At 48.2% G+C, this 16,027-nt stretch carries 5 protein-coding genes; 4 read left to right on the top strand and 1 reads right to left on the bottom strand.

All coding sequences use genetic code 11. From position 1 onward, the window contains the following. Window positions 1-125: 125 nt before the first annotated feature. The gene (locus SIB58_RS11435) at window positions 126-569 is read left to right on the top strand and encodes a YlqD family protein (protein ID WP_066911949.1); all 444 of its coding nucleotides are present in this window, start codon (window positions 126-128) and stop codon (window positions 567-569) included. A gap of 560 nt (window positions 570-1,129) precedes the next feature. Here SIB58_RS11435 and SIB58_RS11430 read toward each other — a convergent pair. Then, window positions 1,130-9,025, bottom strand: a complete 7,896-nt coding sequence (locus SIB58_RS11430) for a hypothetical protein (RefSeq protein ID WP_414494656.1) — start codon at window positions 9,023-9,025, stop codon at window positions 1,130-1,132. Between the two features lie 2,479 nt (window positions 9,026-11,504). Here SIB58_RS11430 and SIB58_RS11425 point away from each other — a divergent pair. The 3 genes from SIB58_RS11425 to queA all read left to right on the top strand — a co-directional run bounded on the left by SIB58_RS11425 (window position 11,505) and on the right by queA (window position 15,997). Further along, entirely contained in the window at window positions 11,505-12,890 is a 1,386-nt protein-coding gene (locus SIB58_RS11425) for a dihydrolipoamide acetyltransferase family protein (RefSeq protein ID WP_074159298.1), read from the top strand. 74 nt (window positions 12,891-12,964) lie between these two features. Further along, window positions 12,965-14,860, top strand: a complete 1,896-nt coding sequence (locus SIB58_RS11420; protein ID WP_066906678.1) for an APC family permease — start codon at window positions 12,965-12,967, stop codon at window positions 14,858-14,860. 15 nt (window positions 14,861-14,875) lie between these two features. Next, a complete protein-coding gene (gene queA / locus SIB58_RS11415; RefSeq protein ID WP_066906680.1) occupies window positions 14,876-15,997 on the top strand; it encodes a tRNA preQ1(34) S-adenosylmethionine ribosyltransferase-isomerase QueA in 1,122 nt (373 codons plus the stop codon). The last annotated feature ends 30 nt before the right edge of the window (window positions 15,998-16,027 follow it).

Below are 16,027 nucleotides of genomic sequence, written 5' to 3'. Positions count from 1 at the left end.
AGCAGGTTGAATTATTTGGTGCAAATCACTTGCTCTTTTTGTTCGGTTTAAAAAAATTGCCCAAATGGGGCCCATTGCTAACTCCGCCGTGGTGCTGAGACGCTTAGTTCTGCTTCCCCGCCCCGATGTCTGACGGCACCACTCTGTCGATCAAGCGTTCCATCACTATCCGTGCCGTCGTAACGCCGGCCTGGAAGGAAGAGGCCGAGCGTGAGCTGAGCGCAGGTATCTCCACTACCGACCAGCAACTGGCCCAGCTCGAACAGGAGGGTCAGCAGGTTGTGGATGACGTTCGTCGTCAGAGCGCCAACCCACTTGATCCACGTGTGCAGGAGCAGGTCGCTCAGGTGCAGCAGCAGGTTGCCGCTAAGCGGGCTGAGCTCGAAGAGCAGAAGCGCAATCTTCTTCAGCAGCAGGCCCAGGTTCGCGACCTTGAAATGGAACAGATTGTGGATCAAGGTCAGCTTGAGAGCTTCTGCGACATTCAGGTGGGCGATAATTTGGTCGAAAAGATGCAGGTTGCACTAGTAGTGCGCGATGGAGTGATCGAATCCATAGCGCAAGGGTGATATCAGTTGATAGCCTTGTAAAAAATTAGCTCAATTATAATTTTCACTCATTCGGTTTTCTTAGGCAAACGCTTGAGCCTAGAGGCGAAGCTTTATTAAATACATCAAATCATCCTACTTCTGGCTTTTTCGGGAAATGTTAGAAAATTATATTGTTTGCATAAAAAGTTGATGCAGGACTTGCTTGATCAATACAGTCAACTTGTGGTTGTTATCGGCATTTGTGGGCGTAATTTTTTTAATCGCCTATGTTGTGCATCGTACACCTCGAGAAATTTGCCATATTTAAGTGAAGTCGATTTCTGTAAAGAATGGTCAATGGTATGCACAAGAGAGATTAGTTTTTCGAGATGTCTCTCCCTTAACTATTGGCCATATATTATTTATAGCAACTCAAGAAAAATTGAGCTATTGAAGCTGCTCTGATTTATCGGCAAACGGAAACTTCACTTTTGTTGAGGCACTTTGGTTGGTTTTAAAGAATTGAATATAACAATATAGTGAATCTTATTTAGATATTAAAACTTTAAAGGTTCATTTTTGAAAAGTTTATCGGTGTTTTACGCTAAGGGATTGAATTTTAGGCCAATCACCATGTCGTCGTAGTCTCCTGTTGATGATTTGCCAATAATATCTTCAAATCCGAACTGGTTATCGCCCAAAGTACGGAAGTGTGAAACATTAGACTCATTAGCTGCTCCAAAAGCAAAAAGAGATTCACCCTCTACGATGGCGTATGGTGCAATGTGTGTGAACTCAGAAATCATAAAATTAATATCTTTTGTTTTATTATTTTCTACTGTTAAGTTATCAAGTTCTGAAACTCTGTTTGATGCAAGCAAAGCTGCATCTGCGTAGCCAGCATCACTCGGTAGCAGTAAAGCACCATCTTCAGAAAGAACACGTCCTAGATTATCAACTGTTCTGTAAAATCCAATTACAGAATCGAATTCTGCATTACGTGCAATCCGCGCAACGCCAGTTAAAACCTCTCCTTGTGTGAAAGGCGAAAAATCTAATACTTCTGAAATGTGCTGATCTTGAGCAACTAAATCTTCCACATCAGCAGGAGATGATTGGCTAGAAAGATTTAGATTTAAATTTTCTCCATTTGAAAGAGCGAGCGAACCATCTGAGTTCACAGACTGTGAAAGCCATGAAAAACGTTTATCATTTAGATCGTTAATATCAGACATATCATTGTCTTCAATGGCAAAAAAGCGAATGCTTTGACCGTTTAGTAATTGAAAATTTCTTTCAAAATCAAACAAGTTTTTTAGTGTTAAATCAGCTTCAAGACTTTCAGCTTCAAGGCTGGTTAGGAGATTAACGGAACGGCTTTTGATCTCTGATAAATCAGAAAGTATTGTATCTGCTGAACTTAATTCAGAATTTTCTAATAAAACAAAACCGATTGAATGAATGTTGTCGTCACCACTAGTTAGAGTAGCTTTGAGATTAAATGATGCGGGCGTAGTATTGTCGGCGGCGTCTGCGAAATTGATTAAATTATTTTTTGACAAATTAAATGTAGGATTCAAATCTTTAGAGGCAATTGTTGAGAAGTTGAGGGTATTATTGTTTAATTTTCCGTCTTGATCTCCAGGTTTCCCGTCAATTTGAGAAAGAGAGACGAAATCTTCAACACCGTCTTTGTTTAAATCGAAATACCTGGCTCCAATTTGAGTAAGTGGATTATAATTAAGTGCTTTAAGATTGCCTAGGTGATTTGACTGGAAGTAAACTAGCCCTTTACTGTCATTTCTTGAAAGGCTTAAATTTGGTGCGATCAATGCAAGATTGAGGTTAAAATTTGCGTCTCGATGGTCTTTGTTGATGGCCATATTATAAGATAAAATCTTATTACTTAAAGTCATGCCCTTTTCGGCTAACAAAGATTTTGTTTTCTCAGAAATCATATCCATAGATTTGGTTAGTTTTGCAGTGCCTTTCAAAATTCTTTCTTTTGAGGTCACGAACAAATCAAAATTATTAGTCGATCTAGCTGAATTTTGAAGTGTTGTCGAATTATTTGTAGACGTGTCGGCCTTGTCTTTCCTAGCGGTATCCCCTTCACCATCAAAGTTTCTACCGTTTCTACTGGTATCTAATGACTGGATTGTTATCATCTGAATTGTATCGCTGCTGTTACCGGCAACGTCTGTTGCAGTGACTTTTGCGTTGCTTGTTGTTGCTACACCAGGAACATCGAGTTGCCAATTATCTCCAGACGTTGTCAGTGCACTGTCTGTTCCAAGACGATATTCTTTGCCGCCAAACTCAACTTTAAGACCACCTTTAGAATCGGTTGGATTGTAAGTACCTGAAATTTGGGTTACAGGGTCAAGGGTTTTAAAGTCACCTTTGGTTCCGGTGTCGCTGACCATCGAAGTAATGGCAGGAGCCGGCGGAGCTGTGAGGTCTACAACAATTGCTTGATTGGCGCTCGCTTGATGACCATCACCGTCAATGATCGTTGCTTCTGCATCGCCAGATGTGGACTTGCCTGGAACAACCAAGCTCCAGTTGTCACCTGTGTTGGTCAGCTCAGAACCAGATGTTGTCGTGTATGTCGTACCACCGAACTTGACGTTGAACGAACCTGCAGCGGCTTTAGCTGCGTCAAATGTTCCATTGATAGTGAGGGATTCATCGTTGGTGATGAAATCACCAGTTGTGCCGGTGTCAGTGTTTATGGATGTCAACGCAACGGAAGGAAGCGTTGCAATTGTGATTAATTGATTTGCATCGCTGCTGTTACCGGCAACGTCTGTTGCAGTGACTTTTGCGTTGCTTGTTGTTGCTACACCAGGAACATCGAGTTGCCAATTATCTCCAGACGTTGTCAGTGCACTGTCTGTTCCAAGACGATATTCTTTGCCGCCAAACTCAACTTTAAGACCACCTTTAGCGTCGTTTGGATTGTAAGTACCTGAAATTTGGGTTACAGGGTCAAGGGTTTTAAAGTCACCTTTGGTTCCAGTGTCGCTGACCATCGAAGTAATGGCAGGAGCCGGTGGAGCTGTGAGGTCTACAACAATTGCTTGATTGGCGCTCGCTTGATGACCGTCACCGTCAATGATCGTTGCTTCTGCATTACCAGATGTGGACTTGCCTGGAACAACCAAACTCCAGTTGTCACCTGTGTTGGTCAGTTCAGAACCAGATGTTGTTGTGTATGTCGTACCACCGAACTTGACGTTGAACGAACCTGCAGACGCCTTAGCTGCGTCGAATGTTCCATTGATAGTGAGGGATTCATCGTTGGTGATGAAATCACCAGCTGTGCCGGTGTCAGTAGTTATTGATGTCAACGCAACGGAAGGAAGCGTTGCAATTGTGATTAATTGAGTTGCATCACTGCTGTTACCGGCAACGTCTGTTGCAGTGACTTTTGCGTTGCTTGTTGTTGCTACACCAGGAACATCGAGTTGCCAATTATCTCCAGATGTTGTCAGTTCACTGTCTGTTCCAAGACGATATTCTTTGCCGCCAAACTCAACTTTAAGACCACCTTTAGCGTCGTTTGCATTGTAAGTACCTGAAATTTGGGTTACAGGGTCAAGAGTTTTAAAGTCACCTTTGTTTCCGGTGTCGCTGACCATCGAAGCAATGGCAGGAGCCGTAGGAGCCGTGAGGTCTACAACAATTGCTTGATTGGCGCTCGCTTGATGACCGTCACCGTCAATGATCGTTGCTTCTGCATTACCAGATGTGGACTTGCCTGGAACAACCAAACTCCAGTTGTCACCTGTGTTGGTCAGTTCAGAACCAGATGTTGTTGTGTATGTCGTACCACCGAACTTGACGTTGAACGAACCTGCAGACGCCTTAGCTGCGTCGAATGTTCCATTGATAGTGAGGGATTCATCGTTGGTGATGAAATCACCAGCTGTGCCGGTGTCAGTGGTTATGGATGTCAACGCAACGGAAGGAAGCGTTGCAATTGTGATTAATTGAGTTGCATCGCTGCTGTTACCGGCAACATCTGTTGCAGTGACTTTTGCTGTTCCGGTTGTTGTTACACCAGGAACATCGAGTTGCCAATTATCTTTCGAGGTTGTCAGTTCACTGTCTGTTCCAAGACGATATTCTTTGCCGCCAAACTCAACTTTAAGACCACCTTTAGCGTCGTTTGGATTGTAAGTACCTGAAATTTGGGTTACAGGGTCAAGGGTTTTAAAGTCACCTTTGTTTCCGGTGTCGCTGACCATCGAAGCAATGGCAGGAGCCGTAGGAGCCGTGAGGTCTACAACAATTGCTTGATTGGCGCTCGCTTGATGACCGTCACCGTCAATGATCGTTGCTTCTGCATCGCCAGATGTGGACTTGCCTGGAACAACCAAGCTCCAGTTGTCACCTGTGTTGGTCAGTTCAGAACCCGATGTTGTTGTGTAAGTCGTACCACCGAACTTGACGTTGAACGAACCTGCAGCGGCTTTAGCTGCGTCGAACGTTCCATTGATTGTGAGGGATTCATCGTTGGTGATGAAATCACCAGCTGTGCCGGTGTCAGTGGTTATGGATGTCAACGCAACGGAAGGAAGCGTTGCAATTGTGATTAATTGAGTTGCATCGCTGCTGTTACCGGCAACATCTGTTGCAGTGACTTTTGCTGTTCCGGTTGTTGTTACACCAGGAACATCGAGTTGCCAATTATCTCCAGATGTTGTTAGTTCACTGTCTGTTCCAAGACGATATTCTTTGCCGCCAAACTCAACTTTAAGACCACCTTTAGCGTCGTTTGCATTGTAAGTACCTGAAATTTGGGTTACAGGGTCAAGAGTTTTAAAGTCACCTTTGTTTCCGGTGTCGCTGACCATCGAAGCAATGGCAGGAGCCGTAGGAGCCGTGAGGTCTACAACAATTGCTTGATTGGCGCTCGCTTGATGACCGTCACCGTCAATGATCGTTGCTTCTGCATTGCCAGATGTGGACTTGCCTGGAACAACCAAGCTCCAGTTGTCACCTGTGTTGGTCAGCTCAGAACCAGATGTTGTTGTGTATGTCGTACCACCGAACTTGACGTTGAACGAACCTGCAGCGGCTTTAGCTGCGTCGAATGTTCCATTGATAGTGAGTGATTCATCGTTAGTGATGAAATCACCGGGCGTGCCGGTGTCAGTGGTTATGGATGTCAACGCAACGGAAGGAGCAGGTAAGATTGTGATTAGTTGTGTAGCAGAATTACTGTTGCTACTATCATCTGTTGCAGTGACTTTTGCGTTGCCTGTTGTTGCCACACCAGGAACATCGAGTTGCCAATTATCTCCAGATGTTGTCAGTGCACTGTCTGTTCCAAGACGATATTCTTTGCCGCCAAACTCAACTTTAAGACCACCTTTAGCATCGGCTGAATCATACGTTCCCAAGATTTTGAGTGAAGTGTCAACCGTTTTAAAGTCGCCTGCAGCGCCGGTATCACTATCAATAGAGTCAATTGTAGGAGTTTTTGGTGGAATTCTGTCAAGGATTACTATATTCTGAGTAACTTTGTTGCTCTGATTTGCTGCTTTGTCAACCATTAAAGCTTCGACTGTTCCGGTGCTGGCATTATTAACAGAAAGTGTCCAATCATCACCGGAACTGGTGAGTTCTGGTGAAGTCCCTAATAAATACTCCTTGTCGTATTTAACACTAAAGATCCATGCATCGTTTGAGTCGAATGTGCCTGTAATATCAAGGCTGGTGTCGCTTGTTTTGAAGTCTCCTGCAGTTTCAGTATCATCCTTAATTGCATCGATTGTTGGGTCTTTAATCGTAGTATCAATAACGATTGCTTGGTTTGCTGTTGCTTGATTGCCATCCCCGTCAACAATCGTTGCTTCTGCTAATCCGGAAGAAGACTTGCCTGGGACATCTAATATCCAATTATTACCGGTATTAGTAAGTGCTGGGTCGGATAGTGAGTATGTATTTCCACCGAACTTAACATTGAAAGACCCTGCTAAAGCCTTTAACTCATCAAAAGTTCCCCGTATTAATATATTTTCTTCCTTGGTTGTGAAATCGCCGACGATGCCGGTGTCACTGTGAACCGCAGAAAATGCAACGGATGGAGCTGGTGAAATTGTGATTAATTGAGTTGCATCACTGCTGTTACCGCCAGCGTCTGTTGCTGTTACTGTTGCAGCTCCGGTTGTCGCCACACCAGGAACAGTCAGATTCCAATTATCACCAAGTGTTGTGAGTTGGCTGTCGGTTCCAAGTACGTATTCTTTACTATTAAAATGTACTTTCAGCCCACCAACTGCATCGCTTGAATCGTAAGTTCCAATGATCTTGATTGAAGTGTCAATCGTTTTAAAGTCGCCTGCGGTACCAGTGTCACTTTCAATGGAATCAATAGTTGGAGCTCTAGGTGGAGTTGTATCTGTATCATCAATCACCGTCAGCGCTTTATTACTTGAATTGAATAAACCGTTGGTATCAACGGTATAGGCTTCAATTTTGTATGTGCCAACAGCTAATGTTTTTGAATTAAAGGACCATGTGCCAGCTGAATAATCAACAGTTAAAGGGTTAATGGCGTTTCCATCAAAATATGTGTTGCCTGCTAATGTAATATTTAAAGTCCCATTTCCTTTTGAAGGAACTGCGATTTTGTCGAAGGTTCCGCTGACTGTAAGTGTTGTATCAGTAGTAACGAAATCTCCAGGAGTACCCGTATCGTCAGCGATGGCCGTGACAACTGGCGCCGTTGGTAGGCTCTGAATGACGATGTCTTGGTTTGCGGTTGCACTTCCTGATGCATCGCTGACGGTTGCACTAAGCGTGTAGGTACCAAATCCAAGGGATGTTCCGGTGAAGTCGTAAGCCCAATCATCTCCGATTTTTGTTGTCGGGTCTTTATCTTGGAAGATAAAATTATCACTGGAATCCTTTAATGAAAGTTTGATTCCTGTTGCTGTTGTGGACGAAAAAATACCATTAAAAACAAGTGTTTGATCACTTGTTTTCTTATCATTTGTAGAAACGCCATTGTCATCCGAAATTGATTCAATTGAAGCCGAAACAATATTCAGCTCTTGATTTGTTGTGTGTTTTGTTGAATCATGAACAATCGAAGCTTCAATATCGTATTTGGCTGCATCTAATTGTGAAGGGAGCGTGAGCACCCATTTACCATTATTTTTAACGTCGAGGGCCGAATCAGTTTCTTTGAATGATTGAGTCGCATTTGTTGCTTTGTTTTTAACAGTAACTTCAATTGTTTTTTCATCGTTTGTACTTACATTGCTATAGGTACCGTTAATGACAACATCTTTGCCGGTCGTCACAAAGTCTGTTTTTGAAGCTCCGTTGTCAAAATCAATGCTGTCAATAAGTATCTTTGGAGCTGCTCCAAAAATCAGTTTTCCTGATCCTGTAAGAGTAAATAAAGATTCAGCAAGCCCTGCTGTGGGCTCGAAGATCATGGTAATTGGATTGGCACCAATAGGTTGAGTATTGTCCCAGCTTCCTTTGCCGTCGTAGTAAGACCTGTAAGTTCCAGGGGCTACGGTTGGAATATAAATAGATTGAAAACCGTATGTTCCCCTAAATCCTTGTGTCAGATTAATTCCATCCGGGCTGTTGTTGTCGTAAAGAGTATTGTCTGTTCTGCTTTTGGAGAAGAAAAAGTTTTCTCCCGGCTTGAAGCCTGCATCTGATATATCTTGCTTGCCTTGACCGTTTTTTCCCTGGATAAAAGTATCCGCTGTGGCACCTGATACCTTGCTGGGAATAACAATATTACCTGTGATTTTTGGGGGGTTGGTGGGTAGAAATGTTTGATTTTGAATGTTTCCACCTTGACCGTAGGCTTCAACTGTGTAATCGTTCGGGTTTGACCCATCTCCTCCACTTTCTAGTGTGTACAGCGACAGAGCACCTTCTGTAACTGTGTTTTCTGTCGTTAGGTGGTGCCATGTGCCATAGTAATTGATAATTCCAAACGTTCCATTTAAATTATCAACAACATCAAAACCGATAGCATTTGTGTGTAGACTGATTGGTAGGTTACTTAATTGTAGATCGAGATGATCTTGTCCTGCGTGTATTAGGCCAATACCTAGTCCAAGTTCTGATGTGGACGATTTAACAGTCGCACCTGTTAACTCTGAAAATGTTTCACCTATACCACCTTTAACGCCCCCGAAGCAGGACCACAAACTTATTTCGAATCCAGATAACAGATTTGCAAGATTGTGTTCAGCAAGATGTTGTTTTAAGTCTTCAACTGATACAACGCTGCCAAGGGTTAAGGATCGATGACTTCCGTGGGCAATGAGTTTTATTTTTCGAATTTTTGTAGTTGCAAGCTGCCGCAGAGCAGCCCCGATTGATTCGTAACCGTCGTCCCAAAGGATATCCTTCGGTAACAATGGTATAACCTGTTGAGATGCAAAAATTCTAGATTGGGATTTGGCGTAAAATCCAGTTGCAACTGCTGTGGTTTGGCTGGAGATCTTCATTAGATCAAACTAAGTATCTTAAAAATAGAGAAATTATGGTTTGTTGATTGTATTTTTTGTTTCGTGAATCATAATAAATTGTTGCCAGTGGTTTGCTTTTTGCTCGAGTAGGTTGAATTATTTGGTGCGAGTGACTTGCTCTTTTTGCTCGGCTCAGCAAAAATTGCCCAATTGGGATCATTGCCAGCCCCGTTTTGGCCGCGGTTCTGCTAGCCGAGAATTGAATTTGTTTTAGATTGTTCTTTCCATAGTTCTAAAAATTTTTTACACAGCCATGTGCAATGCACTAGGTTGAATTCTATTGCTTCAATATGTTGATGTTTTGACAGTTGCTTTAGTTTCTTCTTTTCCTGATTGTCTTGTTTCCAGATCGTCTGTTCGGTCTGAGTGATGCGGTTCTTTAGTCTGTTGATATACATCACATTCGGTGTGCTCATTCTGTGATGCGTAAGTTTGATAGGTCTTTCCCAATCTCTGAGAATGGCGAATGTTGCCAAGCTTTCTGGATATCATGTCGAGTCTTAGCAAAAGCATCTTGGTTTGCGGATCAGAGAAGTGCCTTGTATTGCTGAATCAATCCTGGCAAGTTAAAAATTATCCATTTTAATAATTCTTATTTGCTTGTATTTTCAGTGCTCTCGTTTTTTCTGAGTTGATGAGGTTTTAAATTGCTGCGCAATCTGATGAGCATTTTTCACTCGGATGCATCGACTCAGTCCAGTCCTTCGTTAGCCACTTTTTGGGTTTAGTAACCTCTCCTGTTGGACAGAAAGCTACCTTTCGGCTTCTGTCTAAGCACGTAATTTGATTTACTGAGTCGGCTTTGTCCATCCCGAAGCTGTGTTAAGGGGGTGTTCTTGTAAATACGCTGGAAGTTTTACCTACCTTATGCACGGATTGAGGAACAAAAGACTTATAAAAGTATGTATATGTTGCAGGTATCGGTTGTAGTGGGGCGACTGCGTCGGAGAAAACTCGTGAATCTATCCCCTCGATCATCGATCGCGCTTTACACCGAGCTATGTCGATATTTTAGGATCGACGGTTATTTGATATCTAGTTTTCTTGAGTAGACCTTTGGAGTTGAGTTCAAATTAGGTGCGTATCATGATGGGTCAATATGGGAAATTCTGCAATTGTTCCAAAGAGCCTTGTCTTTAGCATTGTTTGCGTTGAAATTCATTATATTTAATTCTGTGCAGTAATTTATTTTTGCCCACCTAGGAGCAAAAATACAATGTGTGTATTTATTGATAGATCTCTTGCAGATATTTGCAGGTTTTCTTGCAAAAGGTCAGAACCAGTATAGATCATGCATGGTTCCTTGGCTGGTGAATTGATCATACAATTCTTCATGTAATGTAGGTTCCAGGTATGCCCTTTGCTTTCACGACTAACGGCCAGATGTGTTTTCGTCTTTTGTGTTCTAGAGCTTTGAGGATGTATTCTCTCCAATATGGAAGGCGTTTGCAATGTTTGTTTCCCGCGGGGTGATGTTGTCAGAAGAAGAGGTGATGTAGGTTGATTAGTATGTCAAAAATTCTCAAAAATATATCATCAAGAATTTCGATCCTTTCAGCTCGCCGGGGCTTCATATCCAACAATCAGTTTTCTCTCTCACGGATCGGGATGTTGATGAGCGTTTTTCGAAATTACCGAAAATCACTGTAATTATCAAAATAATCAGCTTTAATGCATTATCCGTAGTGTGGCATTTAACTTTCCCTTCTGATCTCTTCACGTATCTCTAAATCTTTTTTAAAGTCCCCTGAGTGCCTCAATTTCAATCTTTGTCAGTCGAATTGTGATATTCATCTCATCATCTCTCCGGTATCAAATTAACTTTCTGGCGCATCCTTGAATCATGGTCCTTCTCAACTCAGCAAGTCACTTCAGCAGACCAATGAACAGTGGGACAAGTCGTACCAGTCTTCTGGTGTTAATCAGTCCAACCAGAATCTTGATGTGGATTCCCCTTCTCCTTAAGTTTGGCGAGATGATTAATCACCTCCGCTTGAGACAGTCCTAGACGGTCGAGTTTGAATCACCAGTTCATTTCTTTTCCAGGGTCGCCAGCACGGGGCAACGGGTGGCGTCTCTCAAACGGAGCACGAGCAGAGGCCTCTCGTCGAACATCTTGAAGTATTCAGTGCTCCTCAGTTCGGCGGGCTCATTAGCGGTGTCTCGGTGAGTGCTTGAACAGCGTGCTTACCCGATCGCTCATGGCGTGGTCTAAATCCAGTTGGTTGTCAGCACAGATCAATCATTCATAGTTTCGAGCACGGCACTGCTCCGGTTGTGTCGGCATTTCCTGGAGTCCTGGCAATCCATGAGTTTGAGGGCTAATGAACAGGGGGTACTGGGGCCTTTTGGTGGCTTTTTGGCGCGGTTCTTGGAGTTTTAAAGTTGTTGTTTGAGTTGGACCGAGGTTCGACTCATGGCTTGACACCCTCTTCAGATCCCAGTCAGGAGAACGCAGTTGGCAACTCACGACATCTTCATGCCTGCCCTCAGCTCCACGATGACGGAGGGGAAGATCGTTGAGTGGCTTAAAAATCCTGGCGACAAGGTGGGTCGTGGCGAGTCCGTGCTTGTGGTCGAGTCCGATAAAGCCGACATGGATGTCGAATCCTTCAATGAGGGTTATCTCGCAGCCGTTTTGATGCCCGCGGGCAGCACGGCTCCTGTGGGCGAGACCATTGGTTTGATCGTGGAGACCGAGGCTGAGATTGCCGAGGCCCAGGCCAAGGCCCCGTCGGGTGGTGGATCGGCAGCTGCACCCCCCACCCCCGCAGCCCAGGCTCCTGCGGCAACAGCTTCTGCGCCAGCATCAATGGCGCCAACGGCACCAGTCCCAGCTGCTGCCGCCGCCGCACCCGCTCCCGCTGCGGTTCAACCGCCAGTTGCGCCTGCTGCTGCGCCTGCTGTTCCTGCTGCTGCGCCAACGAGCAATGGTCGACTGATTGCCAGTCCAAGGGCGAAGAAACTGGCCTCTCAGATGGGCGTCGACCTCAGCGGGGTCCGTGGCAGCGGTCCCAATGGCCGAATTCAGGCGGAAGACGTGGAGCGCGCCGCTGGGCGTCCCATCAGTGTGCCCCTGGTCGGGGAAGGGACCGCCGCTGCGGTGAATGCCGGAGCTGCGAGCGCCGTAAAGACTCCCAGCTCCCCTGCCGGCAACAGCTTCGGTCGTCCTGGCGACACAGTCCCGTTCAACACCCTCCAGGGTGCGGTGAACCGCAACATGGAAGCTAGCCTCGCCGTCCCCTGCTTCCGTGTGGGCTACACGATCACCACCGATCAACTTGATGCCTTCTATCAGCAGGTGAAGCCCAAGGGCGTCACGATGACGGCTCTTCTGGCGAAGGCCGTAGCCGTCACCCTGGCTCGGCATCCTCAGGTGAATGCTGCAACCACCGCCGCGGGCATGAGCTATCCCGCCGAAGTGAATGTGGCTGTTGCAGTGGCCATGGAAGACGGTGGTTTGATCACACCCGTACTGCGTCAGGCCGATCGAACGGATCTCTATGAGCTTTCCCGTCAGTGGGCGGATCTGGTCAAGCGCTCGCGCAGCAAGCAGCTGCAACCTGAGGAGTACAGCACAGGCACCTTCACCCTCTCCAACCTCGGCATGTTCGGGGTGGATCGCTTCGATGCCATCCTTCCTCCCGGCACCGGTGCCATCCTCGCGGTGGCGGCGTCAAGACCTGCCGTTGTGGCTGGAAAGGATGGGTCCATCGCTGTGAAGCGTCAGATGCAGGTCAATCTCACGGCGGACCACCGTGTGATCTATGGCGCCGATGGTGCCGCGTTCCTCAAGGATCTGGCGGAATTGATCGAAACCCGACCTGAGAGTCTGGCGATCTGAATCAGGTCAGCAGAAAACACTCAGCTGCCGAGCTCAGGGAACCTTGCCACTCTTGACGTGCTGTAGGTCGCCTCGTGTCTGTTCCATCCTTTTCACGCCTGCTGGGCCGTCCTCTGCCGCGGTCCAGTGCCAAGGATGAGCGACTCCCCAATCTCGAGGCGTTGCCGATCTTGTCCTCGGATGCTCTGTCATCCGTGGCCTATGCGACCGAAGCGGCGCTTGGAATTCTGATCCTGGGAGGCAGTGCCGCTCTTCGGCTGTCGCTCCCGATCACGGTGGCGATCATCGCTTTGATCACGATCGTGGTTTTGTCGTACCGGCAGGCGATCTCGGCCTATCCCAAGGGTGGCGGTTCCTACGTGGTGGCCCGCGACAATCTCGGACGCAATGTGGGATTGGTGGCGGCCGCTGCACTGCTGATCGACTACACCCTCACCGCAGCGGTCAGCCTGATGGCGGGAACCCAGGCACTGTCGTCATTGCAGCCATCCCTGTTGGCCTACGAGGTTCCGATCAGCCTGCTGCTGCTCGTGCTCGTGGGCTGGGCGAATCTTCGCGGGGTCAGGGAGGCAGGGCGTGTGTTCTCGGTTCCCACCTATGCGTTCGTGGTGATGATTGTGCTGCTCACGGTTGCGGGGCTCAAGGACCTCACCTTCCATCACGGCTGGACTCCTGATGCTCCTCCTCTTAAGGCTGCGTTAGAGCCGATCGGCCTGTTTCTGATTCTGCGGGCGTTCAGCTCCGGTTGTTCCGCGATGACCGGCATCGAAGCCATCGCCAATGGTGTGCAGGTTTTTCGCGAGCCTGCTCCAGTCAATGCCCGTAAAACCCTTCTGGTTATGGGTGTTCTGCTGTCGGTGATGTTCCTCGCGGTCAGCACCTTGGGCTTCATGTATGGGGTTGCACCCAATCCCGACATCACCGTGTTGGCTCAGATCGGGCAGCGCGTGTTCGGTGATGGCAGCGTTCTGTACTGGATCCTGCAGATCTCAACGCTGCTGATTCTGGTCCTGGCAGCGAATACGGCCTTCTCCGGATTCCCGCGTCTGGCGGCCATGCTCGCGGAGGACTACTGCTTGCCCATGCAGATGAAGTTGCTGGGTGACCGCCTCGTCTACCAGAACGGGATCGGGGTGCTGGTGACAATCACGGCGCTGATCATCGTGATCTGCAGGGGTAACACCACTGTGGCCGTCAATCTGTATGCCCTTGGAGTCTTCACCGCTTTCACCCTGTCGCAGCTGGGTCTGGTACGTCGCTGGTGGAAGCTTCGCGGAGAGGGCTGGCGGGGGCGGATGGCCATGAATGCGCTCGGATCGCTCACCACCTTTGTGGTGTTGATGGTGATCGTGGTGAGCAAATTTGATGAGGGGGCCTGGACCGTGGTCATCGCTATTCCTCTGCTGGTGTGGGGACTTGCCTTGATCCGCCGCCGATACCGGGAGATCTTCACTGCCCTTGCTCTCGACCCTGATGGGTCGTCACTGAAGCTGGTGCCCCGCGATCCACCTACAGGGCACCACGCGATCGTCTGGGTCGCAAGCATGATGCAACCTTCCTTTGAGGCGTTGCGCTACGCCTGCTCGTTCGCCGATTCAGTCACGGCGGTGATGGTGGTCCAGAAGGAAGAGGATGCCGGAAAGCTCAGCCAGATGTGGGATCGCTATGCGGGCACGGACACCGGTGCTCTGGAGCTGGTGCTGCTCGACAGTCCATACAGTTCGCTGCTGGATCCCTTCTGTGACTTTGTGATGGAGGAGGAGCTACGGCATCCCGAGCGCACCACCACGGTGGTCATGCCTGTGGCCATTCCCAGGGATCGACTGGATGTGGCTCTGCTCAACCAAAGGGCTTACAACCTGTTCGAGGCTCTCTCCGACGACCAGAGCAGGGTGTTTTCAATTGTGCGCTATTTCGTTCCCCGCTTGGCCAGCAAAGGCGGATCGTTGCCCTCAGGCAGCATGGATTGATCACGTTCAAGCGTTGTGGTGGATCCAAGGGATCTTCAGCTCAGCTCCTACGACTACCGCTTGCCCGAAGAGCGGATCGCGCAGGCACCAGTGGAGCCACGCCATGCAGCACGACTGCTGATGGCGCCCCCCCTCAACCAACCCATGACGGAGCTGATGCATCGTCGGGTGTGGGATTGGCAGGATGAGCTGCGTCCTGGCGACCTGCTGGTGGTCAACGACACACGGGTTCTGCGTGCGCGTTTGAGGGTGCGGCGTTCCGGAGGTGGGCTTGCGGAGCTTTTGGTGCTGGAGCCCCGCGGCGAAGGCCGCTGGTTGTGTCTTGCTAGACCCGGTAAGAAATTGAAGCCCGGTGATCAGCTCTGGCTTGAAGCGCTCGAACAGGAGCCCGTTCCTCTGCAGGTGTTGGCATCGGACGGCGCCAGTGGCGGTCGCATCATTCAGTTCCCTGCGGCTTTCGTTGATGCCGCCGCGATTGAAACCCTGCTTGAGCGCTATGGCGAAGTGCCGTTACCGCCCTACATCACGCGTCATGACGAGTCGGATCAGGAGCGTTATCAGACTCGCTATGCCGCCAGGCCAGGAGCGGTTGCTGCTCCAACAGCGGGCTTGCACCTCAGTGACGAGCTCCTGAAGCTGATCCGCGGCCGCGGCGTTCAACTGGCCACGGTGACGTTGCACGTGGGGTTGGGTACATTCCGGCCCGTGGAGACTGAAGATCTCACGGATCTGAGTCTGCACAGCGAATGGGTGGAGGTGACTGCTGAGCTGGTGGACGCTGTCGTCGCGTGCCGGCAGCGTGGAGGACGTGTGATTGCCGTGGGCACGACCAGCGTGCGGGCTCTGGAGGGAGCTGCGGCCGCAGGGGGTGGCAGCCTGCAACCTCTAAAGGGACCTGTTGATCTGGTGATCCAGCCCGGCTTTCGTTTCCTGGTGGTGCAGGGCCTGCTGACCAATTTTCATCTGCCCAAGAGCTCGCTGTTGCTTCTGGTCAGCGCTCTGATCGGACGCAGCAGGTTGCTTGAACTTTATGAAGTCGCCATTCGCGAGGCCTATCGCTTCTATTCCTACGGCGATGCCATGTGGATCGCTCCGGATGCCGTGCTTCCTGGTGTGACACCACGAGCTGATGGTTGAGCAGCTTGGCATCAAAAAAGCCCCGGTGCT

The organism is Synechococcus sp. MIT S9504 (assembly GCF_047497135.1).
GTDB lineage: Bacteria > Cyanobacteriota > Cyanobacteriia > PCC-6307 > Cyanobiaceae > Synechococcus_C.
Note: the sequence above shows the minus strand (reverse complement) of the source record. Positions and strands in the feature narration are given on the sequence as shown.

Bases quoted from the DNA above. Each gene is read 5' to 3' on its own strand.
- SIB58_RS11435 (WP_066911949.1), top strand. From the start codon at position 126: ATGTCTGACGGCACCACTCTGTCGATCAAGCGTTCCATCACTATCCGT.
- SIB58_RS11430 (WP_414494656.1), bottom strand. From the start codon at position 9,025: ATGAAGATCTCCAGCCAAACCACAGCAGTTGCAACTGGATTTTACGCC.